Origin of the sequence: Bradyrhizobium sp. SZCCHNS3002 (assembly GCF_032377435.1) — a bacterium.
Classification (GTDB): domain Bacteria; phylum Pseudomonadota; class Alphaproteobacteria; order Rhizobiales; family Xanthobacteraceae; genus Bradyrhizobium.
The window spans coordinates 236,106-261,129 of sequence record NZ_JAUHHY010000008.1; the positions used below are offsets into that span (position 1 = coordinate 236,106).

Consider the following 25,024-nt stretch of genomic DNA (forward strand, 5'->3'; position numbering starts at 1 on the left):
CGCTCGATCAATCGGTCGTCGCGATTGAATATTGTCTGACCACCGAAACCCCGTGAACAGACGGTGACAAAGGTAGTCAGTCTTGAGCAAACTTCATTGTTTTTGTTGATATTTTCGTTTGCTACTTACGTTCGGGACGCAGGTGTCCTTGGCATTTAAAGGCATGGAGGGGCGCCGATTGGCCGACGGGTGCCAAAATTCCCGCGGTGTCGGCCCAAGCGTGTGCTCTCTGCTCTATAGTGCTCACGCACAACAAGGAAGGAAGCGCCTGATGACTGAGTTCGCCCTCGAAGCCGGCAAGACGAACGGCAGTACGTTCGCTTCAGTGTCAAGCTGCCTGTAGAGGCGCCGGTGATGGTCCGAATGCTCCTCGGCTTCTAGTAGTCTGCATTGGATCTAGCCTCAATGGCTGACCCTTTGGGTCGCTGGGTTATTGCCCCAGGATGCCTCCCTGTCGCCGTGTCTGTTTGAAGGTCGTGTCCCCGGGCGTGGTGTAACTCGGTAGAGCAAAGCCGTCCGCCCGCGCGCTCCCCATAGCGCCGTAGCGGGTGGACGGCTTTGCGGTGGTCACCGGCGATTGCCCGGTAGGGTCGGGTTGCTGACACCAACCTGATTCGAGGAACCACCGATGACCGACGAGATGATGAACCTTCGTGCGCTCGTAGAGAAGGCCCCCGACGCCGATCTTCTGCGCGAGATGATCGGCTTTGCAGCCCAGCGGTTGATGGAGATGGAGGTCGCCGGGCTGACCGGAGCGGCCTATGGCGAGAAGAGCTCCGAGCGTCTGGCGCAGCGCAACGGCTATCGTGACCGGACCTTGGAGACGCGTGCCGGTGCGGTCGAACTGCGTATTCCCAAGCTGCGCAAGGGAAGCTACTTCCCGGGCTTCCTGGAGCCGCGCCGGATGGCCGAGAAGGCGCTAACGGCCGTGATCCAGGAAGCCTACGTCCAGGGCGTCTCGACCCGTTCAGTCGTTGACCTCGTGCAGGCGATGGGGATGAGCGGCATCTCCAAGAGCCAGGTGAGCCGGCTGTGCGGCGAGATCGACGACAAGGTGAAGGCCTTCCTCGCCCGTTCGATCGAGGGCGACTGGCCGTATCTGTGGATCGACGCCACCTACGTGAAGGTGCGCCAGCAGGGGCGCATCGTCTCGGTCGCGGTGATCGTCGCGATCGGCGTCAACAGCGACGGCCGGCGTGAGGTGCTGGGCATGGACATCGGCCCGTCCGAGGCCGAGACGTTCTGGACCGCGTTCCTGCGCGAGCTCACACGCCGTGGCCTTCGTGGCGTGAAGCTGGTGATCTCGGATGCTCACGAGGGCATCAAGGCCGCTGTCTCCAAAGGTGCTCAATGCCACCTGGCAGCGTTGTCGCGTTCACTTCATGCGCAACGTTCTCGCCCATGCAGGCAAGAGCGGGCGCCGCGTAGTCTCCGCCTTCATCGCCACGGCCTTCGCCCAGGACGACGCCGAGGCAGCCAAGACACAATGGCGCAAGGTCGCGGACCAGATCCGTCCCAATGTGCCCAAGCTCGCAGCCCTCACGGATGAGGCCGAGCCTGACGTGCTCGCCTATATGAGCTTCCCGGCACAGCACCGCGCCAAGCTGCATTTGACCAATCCAATCGAGCGGGTCAATGGCGAGATCAAGCGCCGCACCGAGGTCGTCGGCATCTTCCCAAACGAGGAAGCCATCGTCCGTCTCGTCGGCGCGATCCTGCTCGAACAGAACGACGAGTGGGCCGTCCAGCGCGCTCGCTACATGACGCTGGAAACCATCGCGCCTTTGAGCGATGATCTCATTGCCGGCCTGCCCGCTGTGGCGGGCTGACCAGCTCGGCCCGCACCGGAATCGCCCGGTGACCCACCATGCCAACTACACCACTCTATGGGACACGATCCTTCCGGATCGGTGGAGGCTGCCGTCGTTACGGTTGAGCTCCTGGGGGCACGGGTGGAAGTGCGCGGAGCGCCTGGGCTTGCCGTGCTGAGCGATGTGTTTGCGGCATTGCGCCGGACGTGTTCATGCTGACGGCGCCTGCGGGCCTCATGATCTATGTTGCAACCCGACCGGTCGACTTCCGCAAGGGCGCAGATGGCCTGGCGCTGCTGGCGAAGGAGACGCTGGGCCACGATCCGATGAAGGGCGTGGCGGTGGTCTTCCGTGCGAAGCGCGCGCCGATCGGGTGAAGATCGTCGTCTGGGACGGCAGTGGCCTTGTCCTGTATTGGAAGCGGCTCGAGGGCAGCGCCTTCAAGTGGCCGCCGGTCGTGGACGGCGTCATGCGGATGAACAGCGCGCAGTTGGCGGCGCTTCTGGCCGGCATGGATTGGACGCGCATGCATGCGCCTCGCATCCCGCAGCCGAAAGCACTTGCGTGAGATAGAAATCTTCGCTGCATCGGAGCGCGAAGCATGGCAATCTCGGGGCATTGAGTGAGTTGCCTGATGAGCTGCCGAGCGATCCAGCCGAGCTGCGCGCCTTTGCCGCCGCTCTGCTGGAGCGCTGCGCCCGGCTCGAGCGATTGCTCAAGCTTGCGAAGGATGCGCAGTTCGGTCGTTCCTCGGAAAGGCTGGACGCGGATCAACTCCAGCTCGTTCTGGAAGATATCGATCAGGCCGTCGCAGCTCTCGAAGCTGCCGAGGATCGCGCCTTCCTGACGACCGCGGCGCTCCTGACCAAGGAGGTAACGCCGCAGCCGGTGGCCAGCATCGGAGCGAATTTCGCGACCGGCCCTCCGGCTGTCACGGGCGTTGCGCTCCCGAACGTATATCTCAATTGCCGCTTGCACTGTCGGTGGCGGTCCCGGCAGCTAGCGCTGCCGCTTCTGCCCTTGACCGGGTGACGTGTTCTCGTGAACAGGAAAGACCACGAGCAGACGACCCCGCCAGAACCACTCACCGGCCTTCAAGGCGCAGGTGGCGCTGGCCGCCGCGATCGGACGATAGCCCAACTGGCCCAGTATTTCGACGTTCATCCGAATCAGATCACGGCGCTACCGCGCTCAATCCTTTACCGCGCGGAATCGCTCCGACATTTCATCGTTGCGCGAGCCAGTTATGCAGAACTATCTGCACGAGTTTCCACATGGTGCGTGCGTCATAGTCCTCGCCGATCTGTTTCGGCGTAAAGCCCCAATTATTGTGATCTACGGCTAAGAGCTTGCCGCCATGCGCGAGAGCGGAACGAACGCGGTAGAAGCGGCGCCTTTCTTGGTTAGAGAGACCACTGTTGGGGATGGTCGCTTCGACAAATTCGACAAATCGCCTTGTCGGGCCTGTTCCTATCATCTGCTTGCACTGCGGACATGCCTCTCCCGCAGAGAGCTCGGGCATGAGAACTTCGACCGCGCTCACCAGCGCAATGAACGACGCGGACTTCGATAGCGGGAAGACCTTTCCGGCGTGCTGAAACCAGTAACTGGCGCGGAGAAACTTCTCGCGATCAGCCATTGTTAGCCCGAAGAAGCGGTCGAGTTGCTGCGGCAGGTCAGCTGGCAGCTCCAATTTGCTGTCGAGGGAGATACCGCGCCTTGCAAAGTACTGATCGATCTCAACTAGAGTGATCGGCGTGAATGGGCTCGCGTCCGCAAAGTCGTCGTCACTTGGCTGGGGGCCATCCCACGCATAGCCTTCCTGCAAGAACTTGCTAGGAAGGCGAATTTGACCATCGGAGACATCGAGGCACCAGTGTTTCTCATAATTGCCGAGGCTCCGGACCCGGAAATCCAATAGTGAAGAGAGAACCAGCCCAAGCTCCCGTGCGACCCGCTGCTGGCGATAAATGGTGACCATCATGTCTGGACTGGCGGAGACGGTGTATTCCAGTAACAAGGGATGGTCGCCTATGAGTTCACCTGGCCGAGGTGCCTCAGGTGGCAAGGGCAATATTTGAAGAACATCTCTATAACGAAATTGCCCGACTGTCGGAACGCTAGCGAACAATATCTGTCGACGGACCAGCCTCGTCCCAGGGGAGAGAAGGTCCGTCTCAATCCTTTTGCGCAGCTGGTCGATATCGTCCGGCAACGCATCCGGACCGAGCAGAACTTTGATCAGCTTGCCGTCAGAATCGTAGATGGTCCGGAGGGCACGGCTGCGTTGTTCTCGACCATGCACGATCTCGTTGGGAGGAGCGTGGTGGCCATGGCCGTAGAAGAAGCTGAGCACTCGCTCCAGTTCGTCCTGGTCGAGCTCGTTGCAGCGCAACAGTGCGTAGACATCGTCACCTTCGGCCATGAGGAACGATGGCACATGCGCTGATAAAATGCCAGCGAGAGCAGTCTCGGTTCGCGAATCTGGATTGCCGTCGATCAGGCGCCGGTCGTGGTGGAAGCCTCGGTGACTTCAGGCTTTATGCCGCCTGATGCTTCCAGTGCTGGGGTCTACTACTACTGGACGGGCGCGCTCAGTGGCGCTTTGATCGAAATGGTAACTGATTCGCGGGTAGGGCTATGAAAGAGAGTGCCAAGCGCAACCGCCTCATGGGCCGGGTATCTATCCATGAGCTTCGGCAGCGCATTGCTCGGTTGCGGCGTTCGGATATGCGCGCTCTCTCACAAGAAGCGGTGGCAGCCCGTGTGGCGCGCATCATCGATCAGTACCCGTTCCAGATACGCCCATGGAAGGTGAGCGGCCTGTATCGAGCCCGCGTGAACAGGCCAGGCGCGCTATTCACCTCCGCATCGGAGCTTTGGTATCCACCGAAACCAGACCTTGTAAGGACTGCAGGTCGGCTCAACAGGCCAGGTCAAGTTCTGCTCTACGCAGCGAATACGCCAAATGCGGCAGCCATAGAGTTGCGTGTAAAGCCCGGTGACATGGTGACTGTGCTCGTAGCACGGACCCGCTCCGGAGCCATGGACGAACTGAACACTGCCTTTATCGGGCTTGAGCGGGCGCGTGCGCCGGAAGCGAACGCGCTCGGACCGAGCGACATTTTCCGAACTGCACCGCATTTCCGCGGTCAGTTGGGAGAGGGCAATTACAAAAAGTGGCTTCTGGTTGACGACTATCTGAGCGAAATTTTCGGGGCGGTCGTTCCAGACGACCGGCCGCATTTGTACTATCCCACTATCGCGCTTGCAGACATGCTTTTCAGCGCACCAAAGCTAGATGCGATCCAGTACCCGAGCGTCGCGACCCAGGACCATGGCATCAACGTTTGCATGCGACCAGCTCGGGCGGATGCCGTGTTCAGAGCTTCCGAGGCCTGGATGATCGAGATAGGGGAAAAGGAACTGCATCCAGAGAAAACGCAGCCGCTTATGCAAGTTCGCTTCCGTCTGCGCTCGCAGGAAATTGGTTCCGACGGCGTGATTCACTGGCGACCAGAGGGGGACGGGATTGACCAGGAGACGATCATGGGCTTTGTTCGGCAGCGCATGGAGCGACTGGAACGCTGGCCAACAAAAGTCTAGAGCAGCACGGGCCGTCGTCAGACCTATTCGCGGCGTTTCTCGGCAACGTTTGGGCAGTTGGAGTTCACCTTAATTCTTCGACCTGCATGGGTTGTGTCAATCATAATATCTAGCGGAGGATGCTTCTGACGATCTTTCGCTCATGATTGCGGTGTAACGGTAATGGCACTCAAAGGCTTCGATGGTGCCCCATCGATACTGTCCATTGAAGCCTCGGCGGACCGGCGCTTGGTCCGCCGGGGTCACAGTGCGAAAGGCTTATCGCGAGCACATGTCTTCTGGTCTTTTCTCGACTACGGACATTGCAGGCGGCTTGAGCGCATTTTTTGCGCTAAGCGATGATGGCACGTGCATCGTAAAGTCAAAACTTCAGCGAAAGCACGGCACCGCCTGCGTCGCAATCCTGTGTCACCGACCTGAACAACAAGGCCGCCGTGCTCGGTAATCCTCCGCCGAGGGCCGCCTTGGCAATTTGGTGTTGGTGCTGAGAACTGTCCTTATGGACAGAGATAAGGACAGTGCCCGGATCGGGCGGCTTGAAGTGGTCGAGACGGGTCGGCGGCGACGCTGGTCAGAGGATGAGAAGCTCCGGATCGTGATGGAGAGCCTGCAGGGGAGCCGGCAGGTTTCGGCAACCGCCCGGCGATACGGCATCTCACGTTCGTTGCTTCTCAAGTGGCGGCGGCTGTTCCGCGCGGAACAGAATGAAGCTGGGCCGCGACTGGACTTCGTTCCGGCGACCGTGATTGCAGATCCGGTAGTGATGCCTGATCCGGTTGTGCCGACCAGCGGTGGCGTGATTGAGATCGAGCTTGTGGCCGGAGCGAGGATGCGGATCACGGGCATCGTTGATGAGAGGACGCTGAAGGCTGCTATCGCGGCGTTGGCGGACGGCCGAACGCGATGATCCCAATTCCGCCAAGGGTACGCGTGTGGATCGCGACCGGCCACACCGACATGCGTCGCGGTATGCACAGCCTGGCGCTTGGTGTCCAGGAGAGCCTGAAGCGCGATCCACATGCCGGCGATCTCTACATCTTCCGCGGCCGCCGCGGCGATCTGGTCAAAATTCTCTGGCATGACGGGCTGGGCATGTCGCTGTACGCCAAGCGCCTGGACCGTGGCAGGTTCATCTGGCCTTCGGCGTCGGACGGCGCGGTGTCGATCTCGGCGGCGCAGATGGCTTACATGCTCGAGGGCATCGACTGGAGAAATCCCCAGGCAAGCTGGCGACCGCAAAGCGCGGGCTGAGCCAATAAATCCTTCGGCTTTGAGCGTTTGGGGAGTCACAATACCTCCGATCTGTGATTCACTGCGTCGCATGAACGCTGAGCGCGACGCCGTTCCCGATGACATCGCGGCCTTGAAAGAGGCGCTGGCAGCTGAGCGCGCCAGGGATGGAGATTGCGGCGGAGCTCGCGGTCGCTCGCGCGAAAGCCTCGGAAGACAGCGCGCTGATTGCCCAGCAGAAGCTGCAGATCGCCAAGCTGAGGCATCAGATCTATGGACAGCGGTCGGAGCGTTCGTCGCGGCTGATCGAGCAGTTGGCGCTGACCTTCGAGGAGTTGGAGGCCGACGGCACCGAGGACGAGCTATCCGCCGAGCAGGCGGCGGCCAGGACGACCACCGTCCGCGGTTTTACGCGCAAGCGTGCGGAGCGCCAGACCTTCCCGGAGCATCTGCCGCGCGAACGGGTTGTGATCGATCCGCCGCTAGCGTGCGAGTGCTGTGGCGGCCATCGCCTGCGCAAGATCGGCGAGGACGTGACGCGGACGCTGGAAGCAGTGCCGCGACAGTGGAAGGTGGTCGAGACGGTGCGGGAGAATCCGCCGACGGCTTCTTATTTGAACGGAGCGCAAGGTTGCGGAAGCGATTGCGAAAAGGCGGAAACGGCTTGCTGACATTTAGCGGACCGTCTAGGTTGCGCCTTTTCGGGACGGGGGCGCGGTTAGATGCGTCGATTCTGGATACCTAGTTTGGAAGCGCTCGTCTTCGCCGCGACTTCTGCTTTGACGAACCCGACTGCCACGGCTCAGCAAAGCCCGGTCTTGATATCCGGTGTGTTGGAACCGGAGGAGATGCGGGTCGAGCCGCTTCCGATCAAAAAAATCGAACTGACGGCGCCGGAGCGAATGCTTGGCGACGCGCTGAAAGCCTCCGACAACAGCAAGCCATCAACACTGTTGCCAGCACTCAATCAGATTCTTGCACAGTATCCCGATTTTTCAGATGGCTACGTTATGCGGGCTTTCGCGCTCTGTGATGCCGGTAATGATCGTGCCGCGATCTCGGCAGACCTGGGCCGCGCCCTCAAATCCGTCAGCGGTTCTCGAGCCGGAAAAACGCCGTTTGGGTCACTGCTCGCAACGCGAGCTAAAATCGAATATCTGAACGGCGACTACGTCGCCGCGATCAACGACCTAGAACAAGCTACTCGTTCCGATCTCAGCAAGGCTTTAGAATTGTCGAACAGCGGCGGCGTAAAGCCGGAGAAAACTGGCCCGGTCTGCGTCTGGACCGAAACAGATTTGGACGAGCTGGTGCAACGCTTCGCCCGCGATTATCGACCATATTTGTTCCGAGGACTCTATCACGGCTTCTTCGTATTTTTTGAACAAAATGAGACCACGAAGAAAGCTTTACTCAGCCGCACGTTTGATGACTTCGATACGGCCGCCAAGATAAATCCAGCCTCCGCGTTGCCGCATCTCTTCAAGGCCGAGGTATTTCTCAAAACATTCTTTTTTCAAATGATGAGTATTTATGATCCTCAACACGATCAACTGAATAACACGATGATCAACTTGCTTGATCAAATTCTGGCATTCGACAACGAGAACATCTGGGCACTTAAAGAGCGCGCATTGATGTATTCTCACTTGAAGAAGTGGCGACAGGCGATTGCCGACTACGACAGAGCACTTGTGGCCGATCCGAAAGATCTTGTTAGCCTCAATGATCGCGCTCTTGCCAAAATCGAGATCGGCGACACTTTCGCTGGGATTTTTGATCTCAGTGAAGTGATCAAGAATGGGGAGCGTCAGCTACAGCACTCAGAAAGCTATCAGGCGCGCGCGGATGCTTACATCAAAACGCGACAATGGGACCTGTCCGTCAGAGATTTAACAGCTGCACTTTCCCTTGAACTAGGAGGGCAAGTGCTGCTTGCCAACATCCGTCAATTCCGAGCACTTTACCCTGAATATAGGACAGCCACGGACGATGCAGTCGCGCGAAAGTTACAGCAGACCTTCTACCCGGATTGGAAGTATGAAGATTTTGCAGGAAAGTTTCTGACTGGAAATGGTTCCTTTGGCTTCCCAAACTTCGTGATCGGCGACCTCTTTCTCAAGCGTTCGGACGCCAACCTCAAAGCGGGTAATTGGCACGCCGCCAAACTCGACTTCCGGCGTGCTGCGCGCGGATATAACGGCGCTCCCGATGCGATAGACCGCTGGCGCGAGATCGGCCCACTGAAAAATGCGCGCCTCTACATCGACATGAAGACGTTCAATGACGAGCGCGGCGAAGCCGTAAACATTTGGGTGAAGCAGGCTCACGACGAGAACAGCCCGTATTCGGTGCAGCAATTCGAACTAAACTGCGGCGCGCGGCGGATACGTACGATTTCGTCGGCAAGCTACGATGGGATAGGCAATTTAACAGGAAGCTATGAGGGCAGAAGCGGCTGGGCGGCCGTCGTGCCAGACACGCTCGGCGAAACGCTTTATGATGGTGTTTGCAAGCGGTAACGGTGGTTCACTCGCGCAGTCACTTCCGCATGGCGTCGCGTTGCCGCTCGGCCTCGACGATACTGGCGAAGAGCCTTTGACTTTCAGTTTGTGCGTCGGCTTCCGTGAGTTCCTCTCTGTCAACGCGCTCGGATATTTGAAGGCGCTTCGCATTGAATGCCGCGATGAGGTCCATGTAGCGGTACTTGGCTTTGCTAAACGCTTCGATGATGCGAGGATTGGCACACTCGGCCGACGCAACAAAGGTCTTCAACGTGCCTTCAATTCTCTTATTCCTACATTCAGTGATCGCCGCGACCATCTCGTCTTTCGCGATCACCATAGGGTCTTCTGGCGGCAACGGTGCGCCCATTTCGCGAAGCCCACGTTGTGCTTCGAGCGCCTGCCGATGTTCTTTGGCGTTGGCCAGTTGCGTCTCTTCAACTCGTCCCGCCATCATTTGCGCTGCCGTGCACCGGCCGGCCCACGCGATGCTTTGCGGAAGAGATTTGTTCTCGATTGCATCCGCTTGCAGGCAGACGATTGTCGCGTTCCGCTTGAATTCTTCTAGCGTGCCGCAAGTGCCGTTGATACAACAGCTTCCGCCCGGCATACATTGAGGGGATTGAGCAAAAGAAACCCTGCTCATGGCGGCAAATACGATTACGAGGAGCGCCGCCCGCAATGCGACACGTGCCAGTTTGGCAACCATTTGACCGCCTCCCATTCCAAGTCCTTGGACGGCATCATCGAGTAAAAGGCGTTGCTGTCAATCAGGGGATGCGCGCCAAACGTCGAAAAGACAGGTGCGTACGCGTGTTTTGGGACGGGGCACTACGCCCGGCCCTTCCTTAGACTCTCACTGCGCCACAGCGGTTGAAGATTGGTGAAGTGGCACAGAGCAATCAGCTCGCTCAGCGTTCGCGCCGACGACAGCGGCCTTACGTGATCGACCTCCCATTGCCGGTAATTTGCCCAACACATCCCAATGCGAAAACCGATTCAGTGAAGCAGATGAAATGCCGGTGGCTGATCGTACTTGCGCTTTAGTGTAGTCTGGCCGCGCGTTCGTGAAAAGTTGAAGGGGCGCTTCCGTCGTAGGTATCGCGCGCTTCTTCCGTTCAGCGAAATCTACCTGCCAACTGCCACCGAGTGGAGCGCGCGCTGCATGCAGAACAACCGGCTCGGCGACATCGATCCATTCAACCCGACATCGGCAGCCGAGAAGCTGGCCGTGATGGTGTGGATCCAAGGCGGTAGCAATCTCAACGGCGCGGGCTCCCAGCCCGAGTATGACGGCGCGCGCTTGGCGGCAAGGGCGTGGTGGTCGTGACGATCAACTACCGGCTCGACATCTTCGGCTTTCTGGCCACCCCTGAGCTGACAAAGGAATCCGACACGCATGCGTCGGGCAATTACGGGCTCTTGGACCAGATCGCGGCGCTGAAATGGGTGCAGAACAATATTTCGGTCTTCGGCGGCGATCCGAGCCGCGTGACCGTGTTCGGCGAATCGGCCGGCTCGCTCGATATCAGCGCGCTGATGACCTCGCCGCTAGCGAAAGGCCTGTTCGCGCGCGCGATCGGCGAGAGCGGCGGTGCGCTGACGCCGATCACGGCCTTCGGGCCGAAGCCGCTTGCGGCCGGCGAGCGCGACGGTGCCGATTTCGTCGCCTCGCTTGGAGAGCCTTCGCTTGCGGAGTTGCGCGCACGGCCGGCCGCCGAGCTGTTGGAGGCCATCTTGAAGGTGCCGATCACCTACGGCTTCGGTGTCGTCGACGGTCATGTGGTGCCCGAGCATCCGGCGCAGGCTTTCTCCAAGGGCCGGCAGAACGACGTGCCGCTCCTGGTCAGCTGGAATGCCGATGAGGGGACGTTGTTCGCCGCGCGCGTCAGCTTTTCGGCGGGCGCCCCCTCCTATGCCGATCGCGTCCGCGCCCAGTTCAAGGACCAGGCTGAGCAGGTTCTAAAACTCTACCCGCCGGGATCGACGCCCGATGAGCACAAGGCGGCCTTTGCGGCGCTGTTCGGCGACGAGATCATCGGATATGGCGGCTGGGCCTGGGCGGAGCGGGCCGCGGCCACTGGCAGGCCCGCTGTCTACCGTTATTATTTCATCCGCCGCCCGCCCGGCGCGCCGCTGTCGTCGATCGGCCCGCTCACCGCGCCCGGCGTCTACCACAGCGCAGAGCTCTACTATGTCTTCAACACGCTCGGCGTGCGCGACTGGCCGTGGGAAACGGACGACCGGCATCTCGCCGATGCCATGTCGTCCTATTGGGCGAACTTTGCGAAGACCGGCGACCCCAACGGACTTGGTCTGCCGCAATGGAGCGCTTACAAGCCGAACGGCGGCGGGCAGGTGATGGAACTCGGCAAGGAGATCGGCATGCGTGGGGAGCTGCACCGCGATCGCTACGAATTCTTTGATGCACTATACGGCAAGCTCACCTCGCAATGAATGCGCACCGATGCGAACCATAAACTGCGCGGCCATCACTTTAGGCGGCCCGCTGCTCCTCGATAAGGCGGATTGTGTTCTGGGTAACCTGACAGGTCTCCAGCCATGGATGGGCTGAACGGGGCGTTCTGGAGCCTGCACTGATTCGGACAAGCCGGAAAAGCTATCACGGTTCAATAGCGCTTTGAGGTACCTCTTGTCCGAATGCGCCTTGAAAGTATTCAACTGCCGAAACCCTTCCAAGCTGAAGACGAGGGTTCGATTTTTCAGCGATTCGAGATGAGCTCTTCACTTCCTCAATGTGTCGGTGCCTTTCAGGCAACCTGGATTGAACGGATGGAGTGGAGTGTTTCTGGCTTCAGGTGTGTGTAGCGGCGCAGCATTTTCCAATCCTTGTGCCCGGTGACAAGTGCGGCCTGTTCTATAGAAAATCCAGCTTCGAAGAGGCGACTCGTGCCTTCGTGACGCAAATCGTGAAAATGAAGGTCTTCGATCTTCAATTGCTGGCACTGGCGACGAAATGCTGTTCCAACGGATCGTCCGTTGTAGGGAAAAATCCGACCTTCGTGAATATTCGAGAACCGACCTTGTTCTTCAATGATCTTGCATGCGTCATAGCCTGATACATCCAGCAAGGGAATTCGTTGATCGTTGCCCTTCTTTTTTCGGGGATCTTTCCGATTGCGAATGAGGAGCATTCGGCCGCTAGCGTCGAAGTCGCGCCATTCGACTCTTGTAATTTCATCTTGCCGCATAGCGGTTGCGACCGCAAATCGGATGATACGACCGACTGGGATGTGTTGCCGATTGTTGGAATCCAACGCTGAGATAATACGATCGAGTTCGTCTTGCGTGGGACGGCGATTGCGCTCATGGCCTTTTCCGACAAGCCCGAGACGTCCTAAAGCGATCCGGGCGAGATCGATTGGTTCAGTTGACGCAACAATGCCGTGTACCGCGGCGGCGTGAGACAGAATCGTCTTGATATATCCAAGATCGATGCCGACCGTCACGGGGCCTGCTCCCTCCAGCGCGCGCTCTTTTCCGAATTTGATGAGCCGCTCTCGATCAAGCTCTGGAAGACGAAGATGCCCAAGTCTTTGGTTCAGGAAGATGAGGCTGGCAGTTTTGGAACGACCGATGTCCTTCCCGACCTCTTCCAAGTCTTGACGATGAAGCGCGATGAGGTCGCCGAAGAGCTGGACATCGCGGATTTTGTGCGTCGTTGTCGGTTCTTGGCGATCGATCCGCCGCTCGATATCGATGGCCCATTCTTCGGCGTCCTTTCGGCGGAGAAATGTCTCGTTGACATATTTCCCCTTTCGTCGGACTTGGGCTCTCCAAGAGCCGGATTTCAGCCTGGTGATAGTTGCCACGCGTGTGCGCTCCGTGTGCACTGAGGCGTCGAAAAGCCGGAAAAAACGTCGCACTATGGCGTAGAATAGAGTGCACACGACGCGACCTAACGAACTGAATTTACTAGAAAAATGCAGCTAAATCAATTACATAGATTCGCCGTGGCGCCGATGATGGACTGGACCGATCGGCACTGCCGGGTGTTCCATCGGCTGCTGTCGCGCCGGGCGTTGCTCTATACCGAGATGGTCACGACCGGCGCCGTCATTCATGGCGACCGGCAGCGGCTGCTCGGCTTCGATGCCAGCGAGCATCCGGTGGCGCTGCAGCTCGGCGGCTCCGACCCCGGCGATCTCGCGACGTCGGCCAGGATCGGCGAGGATTTCGGCTACGATGAGATCAACCTCAATGTCGGCTGTCCGTCGGACCGGGTGAAGGACGGCCGCTTCGGCGCCTGTTTGATGGCCGAGCCCGCGCTCGTGGCCGCCTGCGTCGCCGCGATGAAGCACGCCGTTCGCATTCCCGTCACCGTGAAGTGCCGCATCGGCATCGACGATCAGGATCCGGAGGTCGCGCTCGATGCGCTGGCGGACGCGGTCGTCGATAGCGGCGCCGACGCGTTGATCGTGCACGCGCGCAAGGCGTGGCTGAACGGCTTGTCGCCAAAGGAGAACCGTGACGTTCCGCCGCTCGACTACGACAGGGTGTACCGGTTGAAGGCGAGGCTGCCGCACGTGCCCGTCATCATCAATGGCGGCATCGGCAGCATCGAAGCTGCGCAAGGTCATCTCGCGCATGTCGATGGCGTGATGCTTGGGCGAGCGGCCTATCAGGAGCCGTGGCGGCTGCTCGATGTCGATCCCGTCCTGTTCGGCGAGGTCGCGCCGCATCGGACCATGAAGGATGCGTTGGCGGCGCTCGAGCCCTACATCGTGCGCCAGCTCGGGCAGGGCGCGCGGCTGCACGCGATCACGCGGCATCTCGTCGGCGCCTATCACGCGGTGCCCGGCGCACGCGCATTCCGCCGCCATCTCGCCGAGCGTGGCGTCAAGCCAGACGCCGGCATCGAGGTACTGCGCGAGGCGGTCGCGATGGTCGAGGAGCGCCCAGCGGTTGCTGCGCTGGCCTGAGCGGCTCAGGCCAGCGGCAGTTCGGCGACGGCCTGGCGCGCGATCTCTCTGCTGGCTGCGACGAGGCCCAGCTCCTCAGCTGCGGTCGGGAAAGCCGTGCAGCATCAGCCGGTCGGAGCGCACTTCCCAGCGCTCCAGCCGGTCGAGGAAGCTCATGCCGAGCAGGTTGGTCTTCATCTGGCCGTGCGGCACCACCAGCGCCGGCACCGAGCGCTCCACCAGTTTGCCGATCGCGAGCCGGTCCAACGTCAGCCGCGCCGCCTTGGTATGGCCACCGGCAGTTTCGACGTCGACGTCGTAGGCGAGCAGTTCGAGCGGCAGGCCTGCGGCCTTGGCGGTCTCGTAGGTCAGCACCACCGATGTGGCGCCGGTGTCGACCACCATCGGCGCGGTGACGCCGTTGATCTTGGCGCGCAATGCGAACTCGCCGCCTCTGGTGCGCTCGATCTCGACCGCGTTGGTCGGAGGGCTCGCCTTGGCGCGGAGCGCGCGGCTGCGCAGAACCTCCGACACGGTGTCGCTTGCGAGCGCTGCCTGCTCGGGGTCCTTGTAGACGATCACGGCGCCCGCGGTGAGCACCATGGTGACGAAAACGAGCACGACCTTGTTCATGCCGCGCCTCCCGTCGGCACCGAGGCGCTCAGTCGCGCCGACGCGCCAGCGCGGGCAGGCCGGCGTCGTGCATGCGGGACGGCAGCCCGTCCATCAGCGCCAGCCGCTCGTCGGTCGACATGCGGCCCCAGCGGGCGATCTCCGGCAGCGTGCGTCCGCAGCCGAAGCAGAGCTTCGTCTTCGGGTCGATCATGCAGACGGCGATGCAGGGCGTCTCCTGGCTCATGGCGCGAGTTTGAAAGGTTCTGCCACTGTCGTGCAAGTGCAATCATCTCACAGTCCCGTTCCGGCATTCATGATCGGCTTGCGGACCCGACGCTTCTCCTGAGCGGGGGCGATCGCGTGTTCCGGCTGCAATGGCGGTGCCTCGTCCGACAGCGGAGCGAGCGCCGACATCACCCGCTCCGGCGGGAAGGTGACGATCACCTCGGTGCCGATGCGGACCTTCGATTTCAGCGTGAACGTGCCGCCATGCATCTCGATCAGGTTCTTGGCGATGGGCAGACCTAATCCTGCGCCCTGTTCGGCCGACTTGATCGAGTTGGAGCCCTGGCCGAATGAGGCGAGCACGATCGGAATCTCGTTCTCGGGGATGCCCGAGCCGGTGTCCTTGACGCTGAGATATTGTCCGCCCGAGGCCGTCCAGCCGGCCTTCAGCCAGATGTCGCCGCCCTGCGGCGTGAACTTGATGGCGTTGGACAGCAGGTTGAGCACCACCTGCCGGATCGCGCGCTCGTCGGCCCACAGCCGCGGCATCTTCTGCTCGAACACCTCGCGAATGGTGATGCCGCGGCTCGTGGCGCGCAGCTTCAGCAAATGGTGGCAGTCGGCGATCACGTGCACCAGCGCCACGGCTTCCTCGTTCAGCTCGTAGCGGCCGGCCTCGATGCGCGAGAGATCGAGGATCTCGTTGATGAGGTTGAGCAGGTGGACGCCCGAATTGTGGATGTCGGCCGAATATTCCTTGTAGACCGGCACCGCATGCACGCCGAAGATCTCGCTCTTCATCACCTCGGAAAAGCCGAGGATGGCGTTCAGCGGCGTTCGCAGCTCGTGGCTCATCTGCGCGAGGAATCGCGACTTCGCGACGTTGGCGGCCTCCGCACGGTAGCGCGCCTCGTCGGAGATCGCCTTCGCCTGCTCGAGCTCGCCGATCAGGGCGTCCTTCTCGGCGCGTGCTTCGAGCGTGGCGAGCGTCGTCGCGTGCAGCTGATGGGCGAGCAGCACGAAATAGCCTTCGGCCGCGACGGCGAACCCGGCGAGCAGGTAGTTGTCGAACGTGCCCGACAGCGCGAGGCTCAGCGTGATCGCGACCGTCACCGGCGCGGTGACGGCGACGGCTGCGATCGGCAGGTTGGCGGCGAGCATGCTGGAGACCGCGATCACCAGCAGCATCAGGAACATCATCAGCGTGCCCGACACCGCCGCGAGCGCCGGATGGATCAGGATCGCCATCCAGCACACGCCGTAGAGCAGGTCGAGCAGCACGAAGCGCGTGCGCCAACGCCGCGTCGCCGCCAGCGACGGCTGGTCGGCGAGGAAGTTCGAGCAGTTGCGCACGATCGCCGCATGAATGCAGAGCACGCCGAGCGTCCAGGCGCCGGCCGCGATCGTATGCAGCCACACGCTGAGCATCAGGCCGGTTGCCACCACCAGCAGCACGACGATGTAGGAGGCGGAGATGCGGGTCTGCGCGTATTGGCGCAGCAGCTCGCGGTCGAAGGCCGGACGCGTTCCCGATGTCGACGTTAACCGGTCGCGCGCCTCGCGCACCCGCTGCTGCGCGGCCCGGCGCTGGCTTGCTGGTGCAAGCGCCGGCGGATCTGCCGGAAGCTCGACGACCTCAGGCTTTTCAGCGGGTTTACTCATCAAACAACACAAATCCTGCCCGCGAGGTACGGGCTGCTTTCTGCATTGTCTATAACTGGGCCCAAATCCTTAAGACGGATTATAGACAACGAAAAATTTGCGTTAACCGCGCGTTAAATTAACCATTGTGGCGAGGCTCAGCGGAGCTGCATGCGCAGGCGGCGCCAGCCGATCACCACGCCCGTGATGCTGAAGACGAGGCCGATCGCGCAGAGGCCGACGATGAGAAACGTACGCAGCGCCGCCTGCGCAAGCAGGGCCGGAAAGTCGAGCGTGTGCAGCGCCTGATAGAGCCACCGATAGGCGCGCCGGGATGGGTCGAGCTTCTCGAGCACCGCGCCGGAGGCGGCGTCGACCTGATACCAGGTGTCGCCGCAGATCACGCGATGGACCGGCGCGCCCGGCACATCGGAAACAAACGGATAGTCGTCGCCCGGCTCGACTTCGGACGAGCGCGCGCAGTCGCCGCGCAGGCGGGACGCCGCGGCATTGACGTCGGCCGGCTGCAGGAAGCGGCCGACGATGCGTGCCGATGCGCCGTCCAGCAGCGAAATCTGCTGCTGACTCGGCGCGCGCCGGATGCGCTGATAGAGGCGGCCGCCGAAGGCGAACCACTCGATCTCGCGGACCCCGCCATGCACCGCCGCGAGCGCGCCCGCGGTCGCGTCGGTCCAATCCGGCGCGCCGACGAGAATGGCTTGCTCGAACGGCGTCAGACGGCCGGTCGCAAACAGCCTGCCATGGTCCATCGACAGCCAGCCGCTGACCATCCACGTCAGCACGAACTGCATGCAGATCAGGCCGCCCCAATGATGCCACAGGTGCCAGCCGCGGTAGCGCGAGCACAGCCGCGCCTCATGATATCTCAGCCGCATCGGGCCGAGCAGGGCGCCGCTCACGGCGGCGACGACCGCCGCGAGCGACAGCCACCACACGACAGCGTTCCAGGCCGCCCAGTCCTTGCGCAGGATGGTCGGATAGATCCAATGAACGACGCTGCCGACGTAGTTCCAGGCGCGTTCGAACCGAGTCGTGTCGAGCACGACCTCGCCGGTGCGCGAGGAGACATAGAGCTCGGTGCCACCGGGATCGTTGAGCGCGATCCGGTGCAACGGACGATGCACGTCGAACCGGTTCGGCACCGTCCATTGGTCGTAGTCGTCCAGAGCTGCAACGGCGGCGCCGTCGGCTTCGAGCCCGCGCCGCTGCGCTGCTGCGCGTGCGATCGACAGGGCGATGTCGGGGGCGCTCACCTCGGCTGTGGCCAGCGTGTCGGCATGAATGGCCGTGCTGCGGCCGGCGGTCGAGATGACATAGACCGGGCCATCCATGCGCTGCACCAGGCGGACGCGGTCTGGATGGTCGATTCCAGCCTTGGCGAGGGCCTCCGCGGGACCGTGCAGCGACATGGCGACGTCGAGCACGGGCAGCGCGGCGAAGCGCTCGCTCTCGGTCTGCGCCGGGAATGGCACGTAGTGCATCACGATCCCAGTCGCGAACCACAGCACGAGCAGCGGACCGAGCGGGATGCTCAGCCAGCGGTGCGTGAGGATCAGCGCCCGGATCATGCGGCCATCAGAACTTGAACGAGGCTTCGACCTCGTAGGTGCGGGGCGCGCCGAGGAAGATCTGGTCGGGATAGAACGGATCGCTCCAGGCCGCGTAGCGCCGGTCGGTGACGTTGCGGACCCGGAAGGCGAGCCGCGTGCTGGTCGCGGTGGCGAACAGCGGCACCTTCGGCAGGTCGATGAAGGCGAACAGGTCGGCCGTGGTGTAGGCGAGCAGTTTCACCGTGTTGGCATCGGTGCTCCAGCGGTCGCCCACGTGGCGGACGGAGAAACCGAGCTCGACCGGCCACCAGCCGGGATTGAGGAAGCGGTAGGAGCCGCCGCCATTGACGATGACGGCGGGGATGTTGGGCGGCGTGTTGCCCGAGAACGAGCCGCCGCCGGCGAGATCATAATCGGCATAGCGGGCGCGGACATAGGCGAAATTGCCCCAGAGCCTGCTCTCCGGCGTCGGCCGCACCGCAGCCGACAGCTCGATGCCTTGCGATTTGACCTTGCCGGCAAGGTTGAGCTGCTGGCCGGCCTGGGCGCTGTAGACGTTGTTGCGCTCGATGTCGAAGGCCGAGAAGGTCCATTCCGCGCGGCCGTTCCATGCGAGCTGCTTGACGCCGGTCTCGTAGCTGCGCGAATCCGACAGCGTCAGGTTTTGCGTCGGAGTGAGGATGAAGATGCTGTCGGCCGAGATGTCGGTTGCCGTCGCATATTGGCTGTAGAACATCGTGCCCGGCAGCGCCTCCCAGGTATAGCCGATGCGTCCCGTGACCGGTTGCCAGCTCTTGGAATAGGGGAAGCCGGGCCGCTCGGCGCCATTGCGGATCCAATTGCGGTCGAGCGTGAACGGGTTGTAGCGCAGCCCTCCGACCAGCGCGAAGCTGTTGGTCAGCCTCAAGCGGTCTTCGAGATTGAGCGCGACGCTGTCGATCGTGGCGGTCTGAAGCTGTGTCCTCAGCTTACCATAGGTGCCGCGATCGAAGCCGATCAGCGGGACTGAATCGCCGGGAAAATTGGCCGCGCCGGGTCGCGTGAAGTCGGTATGCGAGCTCTCGACCGAGGTGACGAGCCGGTTGGCGAGACCGAAGATGCTGCCGTTCCATATCACGTCGGTGATGTTGCCGACCATGTTGTGGTTGTGATGGACGAAGAAGCGCTCGCGATCGACCAGATTGGTGTTCGCGTTGAAGGCCGAGACCTCGTTATTGTACCAGTCGCGGCTGGCATTGTAGTTGTAGATCTGGCTCCGCAGCGTGACTGCGTTGTTCAGGTCCCATTCGAAGCCGCTGCGGACCCAGGATTCCTTGATGGTCTTGTGGCCGTCGACCACGTTGTAGTTGGTCGACAGCGTGCGGCCGTCGATCGTGACGGCGCCGAGATCGCTGCCGTTGTAGGCGGAGATCTTGGAGCCCGAGACGATGCCGCTGGTTGCGTTCGCGCCGCTATAGGCCACCGGCACCAGCGGCGTGCCCTCATAGGGCTTGGCCTTGTAGTCCTTGAACTCGGCGGCAAAGAAGGTCTTGAAGCTCTCGGACAGCCGGTAGTCGAGCTGGCCGGAGACATGGACATTCTTGAACTCGGTGTCGTCGATGAAGCCGACCTCCTTGGTCCGGCTGATGTCGAAACGATAGTCCAGGCCCTTGACCGTCGTGCTGCCGCCGGAGCCGAAGCCGCTGCGGAATGTGCCGCGCTGGTCGAAGCCGACGAAGGCCTCGCTCTCGACCGGGCCGCTGTGCGGGGTCTTGGTGACGAAATTGATGGTGCCGCCGACCGCCCCCTGGCCTGAGATCAGCGAGGAGGGGCCCTTGAGAAACTCGACGCGGTCGAGGTTGAAGGTCTCCATCGTCAGCGCGCTGAATCCGGTCGGCCCGATGTTGATGCCGTTATAGAGGACGTTGACCTGGTTGCCCTGGAAGCCGCGCATCGCAAAGCCGACGTCGTTCGGCGCATCGCCGGCGCTGACGCCGGTGGCACCTTTCACCGCGTCGACGGTCGTGTAGTAGCCCTGCTCGCGCAGCGTCTCGGCGCCGATCACCTCGACCGTCGCCGGCACCTCGCGCGCGGCCAGGCCGAGCCGGCTGCCGGCTGCCGGGATGGCGTTGCCGTTGAGCGGGGTCGCGGTCGCGTTGGTGGCCTGTGAGGGAACGGATGGCGCTGCCTGCGCTGGCGCGGTCCCGCGTTGCTGGACGGGACGGGTGGTCCGGTCCGCCGTTCGGCCGCGCGATTGCGTCCGGTCGGACACTGGCCGCTGCCGCGGCGCGTCGACCGTTACATCCGGAAGCAACGTGTTGGCCGCCGGTGTTACGGCGGGGCTTGCCGTTTGCTGCGCGTGAGCCATGTGGCCGGCTGACCACCCGGCCACAAGTCCCGCCAACGATATCGACCCCCAGATCGTCCGCACGCTCATTCTGATCCCCACCGCAGGTCCGGACTGAGCCGGCGCCTGCGCCCGTAACGTTCACGATGCCCGGACGAGAGTTAGCTTAAACCTCCGGAAATGAAATGTTATAACATTTCAAACGGGCGATTCCGGCTGAAGGGCGTCTCGATCTGGCAACACATGCGAACGATTAGCGATTGCAACGGGTATCAGCGAGTCGCAGGGGGCGCAATGGAGCGTTCCGATGCCATTCAGAGCATCTGGCGTCGACGACAGGGCGGGTCCGGCTCGCATACCGAGTCCAATGCAAAACGGCCGCCCGTCGAACCGAGGGCGGCCGCTTGATGGTGTCGACAAGCCCCGGGACTACTTCTCCAGACGGGCCAGCAGGCTCGACGTGTCCCAGCGCTTGCCGCCGAGCTTCTCGACCTCGGAATAGAACTGGTCGACCAGCGCGGTCACCGGCAGATGGGCGCCGTTGCGGCGCGCTTCGCTGAGGCAGATCGACAGGTCCTTGCGCATCCATTCCACCGCAAAACCAAAGTCATATTTGCCATCGTTCATGGTCTTGTAGCGGTTCTCCATCTGCCACGACTGCGCGGCGCCCTTGGAGATGGTCTCGATGACAGCGGGAACGTCGAGGCCGGACTTCTTCGCGAAATGGATACCCTCGGACAGGCCCTGCACGAGGCCGGCGATGCAGATCTGGTTGACCATCTTGGTCAGCTGGCCGGAGCCCGCCGGCCCGAGCAGCTTGCACATCCGGGCATAGGCCGCGATCACCGGCTCGGCGCCGGCATAGGCGTCGGCGGTGCCGCCGCACATCACCGTCAGCACGCCGTTCTCGGCGCCGGCCTGGCCGCCGGACACCGGCGCATCGATGAATTTGAAGCCGGCCTTGGTGGCTGCGGCGTCGAGCTCACGTGCCACTTCAGCCGAGGCGGTGGTGTGGTCGACGAAGGTCGCGCCCTTGGCCATGCCGGCGAAGGCGCCGTCCGGGCCGATCGTGACCGAGCGCAGGTCGTTATCATTGCCGACGCAGCACATCACGAACTCCTGGCCTTCGGCGGCCTGCTTCGGCGTCGGTGCTGCCTTGCCGCCGAACCTGTCGGCCCATTCCTTCGCCTTGGCCGCGGTGCGGTTGTAGACCGTGACCTCGTGACCGCCCTTCTTCACGAGGTGTCCTGCCATGGGGAAACCCATGACGCCGAGACCGATGAAAGCGACTTTAGCCATATGAGCTACCTTGACCTTGGGGTTCTGCCGGCGGCCTTGAGAGGGCCGGGCTGTTCTTGAAAGGAACACATCAGCACCCGGCGCGGTCGCGGCGGTGCTGGACGCCGCACCATACCGGCTTGCGAGGCGGGGGCAACGGCTTCGTGACGGATGCGAAAGCGCCGCCGCGTGCTAAAGAGGCATCATCATGACGGCTTGCAAAGCCGCCATCCGGCAACGAAATCCAGTCAACCAACGAACCAGCCAGGGAGTGTCTCGCATGGGCGTCAGCGTCGGCGTGCTCGATCATTTCAACATCCGGACCCGCAACCTCGCCGAGACCGTGCGCTTCTATGAAGACGTGCTCGGGCTCGAGAACGGCGCCCGTCCGGACTTCGCCTTTCCCGGCGCCTGGATGTACAGCGAGGGCCGCCCGGTGGTGCATCTGGTCGACATCTCGCCGACCTCCGAGGCACAGAAGCCGGACTCCGGCGTCGTCCACCATGTCGCCTTCGTCAGCCGCGGCTTCGCCGGCATGAAGGCCCGGCTCGCGGAGAAGGGCATGCCGTTCGAAGCGCGGCAGGTGCCGGGCGGGGAGCTGTGGCAGATCTTCGTGCGCGACCCCAACGGCGTGATGATCGAGCTCAATTACGAGGCAGCGAAAGAGCGGGCTGAGGATGCGCCGGTGGAGACCGCCTCCGACATCGGAACCATGGTGGCGTTTTGAGCCGGTCGGCTTTATGAAGCGGCGCAACGCAGGGCCGGAGCGGTGCCGTCGCAGACGACGGAAGATCATGTCCGGCCAACAGGATAGGGCGCGACGATGTGGCGCGTTCTGAGCTATTTCAGGAGACGCGCCGTGAGCGTGACGCAGCAGCAGGTTATCGAGGCACTCAAGCGGGTCCGCTCGCCACGTGGCGTGGCGCTGCCGGCCGCCGGCGTGCTGTCGCCGATCACGGCCAATGACGGCAAGGTGTTCTTCTCGATCAATGTCGAGGCCAGCGAGGCTCGCGCCTGGGAAGACACCCGGGCGCAAGCCGAAGCCGCCGTGCGCGCCATTCCCGGCGTGACCATGGCGATGATCGCGCTGACCGCCGAGCGCAAGGCGGGCGCTGCCGCCCCGCCGCCGCGGCAAGGCGGGGTGCAGCCGGTCTCGGCGCATCGTCCGCACCAGCATCCGGCGGACTCGCCGATGTCCCGGCAGGCCGCGATTCCGGGTATCGCGGCCGTCATCGCCGTGGCCTCGGGCAAGGGCGGTGTCGGCAAGTCGACCACCGCGATCAATCTCGCGCTGGGCTTGCGCGATCTCGGCCTCAAGGTCGGGCTGCTCGACGCCGACATCTACGGCCCGTCGGTGCCGCGGCTGACCGGGCTGCAGGAAAAGCCCAAGCTCACCGACGACAAGAAGATGATTCCGCTGTCGCGCTTCGGCCTGTCGATCATGTCCATCGGCTTTCTCGTCGACGAGGACAGCCCGATGATCTGGCGCGGCCCGATGGTGATGTCGGCGATCAACCAGATGCTGCGCGACGTCGCGTGGGGCACGCTCGACGTGCTCGTCGTCGACATGCCGCCGGGCACCGGCGATGCCCAGCTGACGCTGGCGCAGAACGTGCCGCTGAAGGGCGCGGTGATCGTGTCGACGCCGCAGGACCTGTCGCTGATCGACGCCCGCCGCGGGCTTGCGATGTTCCGCAAGGTCAACGTGCCCGTGCTCGGCATCATCGAGAACATGAGCTACTTCCAGTGCCCGCAATGCGGCACCCGGTCCGACATCTTCGGTCATGGCGGCGCGCGCCACGAGGCCGAGCGGCTCGGCGTGCCGTTCCTCGGCGAAATCCCGCTGCACATGGACATCCGCTCGACGTCGGACGCCGGCAACCCGGTGGTCGAGAGCGAGCCGAAGGGTCCGCATGCCGCGATCTACAGGACCATCGCCGCGTCGGTGCGGGATCAGCTCAAGGACGCCATCGCCGTTGCTTGATGCACTGCAGCGAAGCGCGTGCGACTATTGGACTGTTTGTCATTCCAACGTCGCGTTTTCGCTTAACCGGTTCCGTGCTAAAGCCCGGCCCGGATCGCCTTCGACCGTGTGCGGCCAATCGCATCGGCGGATAAATGCTTTTTCAACGGGAAACGCCCCCAACAAGGAGATGCCTTAATATGAAGCGTCGTGATTTTCTGAAGGTTTCGGCCGCCGGTGCCGCGGCGACGGCTGCGGTGGCCTCGCCGGCGATCGCGCAGTCGATGCCGGAAATCAAGTGGCGGTTGACCTCGAGCTTCCCGAAGTCGCTCGACACGATCTATGGCGGCGCCGAGTACCTGGCGAAGCAGGTCGCCGAGATGACCGACAACAAGTTCCAGATCCAGGTCTTCCAGGCCGGTGAGCTGGTTCCGGGTCTGCAGGCGCTCGACGCGACCTCCAAGAACACCGTCGAGATGTGCCATACGGTGTCGTATTATTACGTCGGCAAGGACCCGACCTTCGCGATCTTCGCGTCGGTGCCGTTCGGCCTCAACGCCCGGCAGCAGAACTCCTGGCTGTATCAGGGCGGCGGCAACGAGCTCGCCAACGAGTTCTTCAAGAAGTCGGCCAACGTGATCGGCTTCCCCTGCGGCAATACCGGCACCCAGATGGGCGGCTGGTTCCGCAAGGAGATCAAGACCGTCGCCGACCTCTCGGGCCTGAAGTTCCGCATCGGCGGCATCGCCGGCCAGGTGCTGCAGAAGCTCGGCGTCGTGCCGCAGCAGCTCGCGGGTGGCGACATCTACCCGTCACTGGAGAAGGGCACCATCGACGCGGCCGAGTGGGTCGGTCCGTATGACGACGAGAAGCTCGGCTTCCAGAAGGTTGCCAAGTACTACTACTATCCGGGCTTCTGGGAAGGCGGTCCGACCGTCCACGCATTCGCCAACCTCGACAAGTATAACGAGCTGCCGAAGCACTATCAGTCGATTCTCGCCAACGCGACGGTCAACGCCAATACCTGGATGGCCGCGCGCTACGACCAGGTGAACCCGGCGGCGCTGAAGCGCCTGGTCGCCGGGGGCACGCAGCTGCGTCCGTTCACCAACGAGGTGCTCGAAGCCTGTCTCAAGGCGACCAACGAGCTGTGGGGCGAGATCTCGGCCAAGAACGCCGACTTCAAGAAGGTCATCGACGCGATGCAGGCCTACCGCTCGGACGAGTATCTGTGGTGGCAGGTCGCCGAGTACACCTATGACAGCTTCATGATCCGCTCGCGTACCCGCGGCTGATCGTAGCTTCAATCGGCGGATCGACTTGGGCCCGGCC

At 62.4% G+C, this 25,024-nt stretch carries 21 protein-coding genes and 4 pseudogenes; 16 read left to right on the plus strand and 9 right to left on the minus strand.

What is annotated here, in order from left to right; translation table 11 throughout:
* The first annotated feature begins 628 nt into the window (after positions 1-628).
* The 5 genes and pseudogenes from QW845_RS18780 to QW845_RS18795 all read left to right on the plus strand — a co-directional run.
* Positions 629-1,829 (plus strand): annotated as a pseudogene (locus tag QW845_RS18780) (IS256 family transposase).
* A 194-nt stretch (positions 1,830-2,023) separates the two neighbouring features.
* On the plus strand, positions 2,024-2,188 hold the full coding sequence (gene tnpB, locus QW845_RS34170) for an IS66 family insertion sequence element accessory protein TnpB (RefSeq protein WP_409997938.1): 165 nt from the start codon (positions 2,024-2,026) through the stop codon (positions 2,186-2,188).
* Entirely contained in the window at positions 2,185-2,379 is a 195-nt protein-coding gene (gene tnpB / locus QW845_RS34175; protein ID WP_409997939.1) for an IS66 family insertion sequence element accessory protein TnpB, read from the plus strand. The genes tnpB (QW845_RS34170) and tnpB (QW845_RS34175) overlap by 4 nt, the downstream gene beginning before the upstream one ends.
* 50 nt (positions 2,380-2,429) lie before the next feature.
* Positions 2,430-2,651, plus strand: a pseudogene (locus QW845_RS18790) (transposase domain-containing protein); the annotation flags it as partial.
* Between the two features lie 220 nt (positions 2,652-2,871).
* Positions 2,872-3,011, plus strand: a pseudogene (locus QW845_RS18795) (helix-turn-helix domain-containing protein); the annotation flags it as partial.
* A 25-nt stretch (positions 3,012-3,036) separates the two neighbouring features.
* Here QW845_RS18795 and QW845_RS18800 read toward each other — a convergent pair.
* Positions 3,037-4,236, minus strand: coding sequence for a hypothetical protein (locus tag QW845_RS18800; protein ID WP_315803043.1), 1,200 nt, complete (start codon positions 4,234-4,236; stop codon positions 3,037-3,039).
* Between the two features lie 215 nt (positions 4,237-4,451).
* On the opposite strand from QW845_RS18800, the gene QW845_RS18805 reads away from it, so the two are divergent.
* The 5 genes and pseudogenes from QW845_RS18805 (at position 4,452) to QW845_RS18825 (ending at position 9,169) form a co-directional block, all read left to right on the plus strand.
* On the plus strand, positions 4,452-5,417 hold the full coding sequence (locus QW845_RS18805) for an RES domain-containing protein (protein WP_315803044.1): 966 nt from the start codon (positions 4,452-4,454) through the stop codon (positions 5,415-5,417).
* Positions 5,418-5,916: 499 nt separating this feature from the next.
* The gene (gene tnpA / locus QW845_RS18810; protein ID WP_315803045.1) at positions 5,917-6,324 is read left to right on the plus strand and encodes an IS66-like element accessory protein TnpA; all 408 of its coding nucleotides are present in this window, start codon (positions 5,917-5,919) and stop codon (positions 6,322-6,324) included.
* Positions 6,325-6,347: 23 nt separating this feature from the next.
* On the plus strand, positions 6,348-6,668 hold the full coding sequence (gene tnpB, locus QW845_RS18815; RefSeq protein ID WP_315803046.1) for an IS66 family insertion sequence element accessory protein TnpB: 321 nt from the start codon (positions 6,348-6,350) through the stop codon (positions 6,666-6,668).
* A 70-nt stretch (positions 6,669-6,738) separates the two neighbouring features.
* A pseudogene (locus QW845_RS18820) lies at positions 6,739-7,240 on the plus strand (IS66 family transposase zinc-finger binding domain-containing protein); the annotation flags it as partial.
* A gap of 153 nt (positions 7,241-7,393) precedes the next feature.
* Positions 7,394-9,169, plus strand: a complete 1,776-nt coding sequence (locus tag QW845_RS18825) for a tetratricopeptide repeat protein (RefSeq protein WP_315803047.1) — start codon at positions 7,394-7,396, stop codon at positions 9,167-9,169.
* A gap of 19 nt (positions 9,170-9,188) precedes the next feature.
* Here the strand turns inward: QW845_RS18825 and QW845_RS18830 are convergent, their stop codons facing one another.
* Entirely contained in the window at positions 9,189-9,860 is a 672-nt protein-coding gene (locus tag QW845_RS18830) for a hypothetical protein (protein WP_315803048.1), read from the minus strand.
* 456 nt (positions 9,861-10,316) lie between these two features.
* Here QW845_RS18830 and QW845_RS18835 point away from each other — a divergent pair, with 456 nt between their 5' ends.
* Both QW845_RS18835 and QW845_RS18840 read left to right on the plus strand, forming a co-directional pair.
* On the plus strand, positions 10,317-10,481 hold the full coding sequence (locus tag QW845_RS18835; RefSeq protein WP_315803049.1) for a hypothetical protein: 165 nt from the start codon (positions 10,317-10,319) through the stop codon (positions 10,479-10,481).
* Positions 10,469-11,608, plus strand: a complete 1,140-nt coding sequence (locus QW845_RS18840; RefSeq protein ID WP_315803050.1) for a carboxylesterase/lipase family protein — start codon at positions 10,469-10,471, stop codon at positions 11,606-11,608. Before QW845_RS18835 ends, QW845_RS18840 begins: the two co-directional genes overlap by 13 nt.
* A gap of 314 nt (positions 11,609-11,922) precedes the next feature.
* Here QW845_RS18840 and QW845_RS18845 read toward each other — a convergent pair whose 3' ends face one another.
* Complete coding sequence (locus QW845_RS18845) at positions 11,923-12,984, minus strand: site-specific integrase (protein ID WP_315803051.1); 1,062 nt, start codon at positions 12,982-12,984, stop codon at positions 11,923-11,925.
* Positions 12,985-13,095: 111 nt separating this feature from the next.
* Here QW845_RS18845 and dusA point away from each other — a divergent pair, with 111 nt between their 5' ends.
* The gene (dusA, locus tag QW845_RS18850; RefSeq protein ID WP_315803052.1) at positions 13,096-14,094 is read left to right on the plus strand and encodes a tRNA dihydrouridine(20/20a) synthase DusA; all 999 of its coding nucleotides are present in this window, start codon (positions 13,096-13,098) and stop codon (positions 14,092-14,094) included.
* Positions 14,095-14,169: 75 nt separating this feature from the next.
* Here the strand turns inward: dusA and QW845_RS18855 are convergent, their stop codons facing one another.
* From QW845_RS18855 to QW845_RS18880, 6 genes are all read right to left on the minus strand, one after another.
* A complete protein-coding gene (locus QW845_RS18855; protein WP_315717625.1) occupies positions 14,170-14,706 on the minus strand; it encodes a TIGR02281 family clan AA aspartic protease in 537 nt (178 codons plus the stop codon).
* Between the two features lie 28 nt (positions 14,707-14,734).
* Complete coding sequence (locus tag QW845_RS18860; protein WP_315803053.1) at positions 14,735-14,932, minus strand: DUF1289 domain-containing protein; 198 nt, start codon at positions 14,930-14,932, stop codon at positions 14,735-14,737.
* Between the two features lie 47 nt (positions 14,933-14,979).
* A complete protein-coding gene (locus QW845_RS18865) occupies positions 14,980-16,575 on the minus strand; it encodes a HAMP domain-containing sensor histidine kinase (RefSeq protein WP_315803054.1) in 1,596 nt (531 codons plus the stop codon).
* Positions 16,576-16,712: 137 nt separating this feature from the next.
* The gene (locus QW845_RS18870) at positions 16,713-18,143 is read right to left on the minus strand and encodes a PepSY domain-containing protein (RefSeq protein ID WP_315803055.1); all 1,431 of its coding nucleotides are present in this window, start codon (positions 18,141-18,143) and stop codon (positions 16,713-16,715) included.
* A 7-nt stretch (positions 18,144-18,150) separates the two neighbouring features.
* Positions 18,151-20,541: a TonB-dependent receptor domain-containing protein gene (locus tag QW845_RS18875; protein ID WP_315803056.1), complete on the minus strand. Its 2,391-nt coding sequence runs from the start codon at positions 20,539-20,541 to the stop codon at positions 18,151-18,153.
* 339 nt (positions 20,542-20,880) lie between these two features.
* Positions 20,881-21,750: an NAD(P)-dependent oxidoreductase gene (locus tag QW845_RS18880; RefSeq protein ID WP_315803057.1), complete on the minus strand. Its 870-nt coding sequence runs from the start codon at positions 21,748-21,750 to the stop codon at positions 20,881-20,883.
* Between the two features lie 259 nt (positions 21,751-22,009).
* On the opposite strand from QW845_RS18880, the gene QW845_RS18885 reads away from it, so the two are divergent.
* The 3 genes from QW845_RS18885 to QW845_RS18895 all read left to right on the plus strand — a co-directional run bounded on the left by QW845_RS18885 (position 22,010) and on the right by QW845_RS18895 (position 24,987).
* Positions 22,010-22,456: a VOC family protein gene (locus QW845_RS18885; RefSeq protein ID WP_315803058.1), complete on the plus strand. Its 447-nt coding sequence runs from the start codon at positions 22,010-22,012 to the stop codon at positions 22,454-22,456.
* A 132-nt stretch (positions 22,457-22,588) separates the two neighbouring features.
* The gene (locus QW845_RS18890) at positions 22,589-23,713 is read left to right on the plus strand and encodes an Mrp/NBP35 family ATP-binding protein (protein WP_315803059.1); all 1,125 of its coding nucleotides are present in this window, start codon (positions 22,589-22,591) and stop codon (positions 23,711-23,713) included.
* 179 nt (positions 23,714-23,892) lie between these two features.
* Complete coding sequence (locus tag QW845_RS18895; protein WP_315803060.1) at positions 23,893-24,987, plus strand: TRAP transporter substrate-binding protein; 1,095 nt, start codon at positions 23,893-23,895, stop codon at positions 24,985-24,987.
* Positions 24,988-25,024 lie beyond the last annotated feature (37 nt).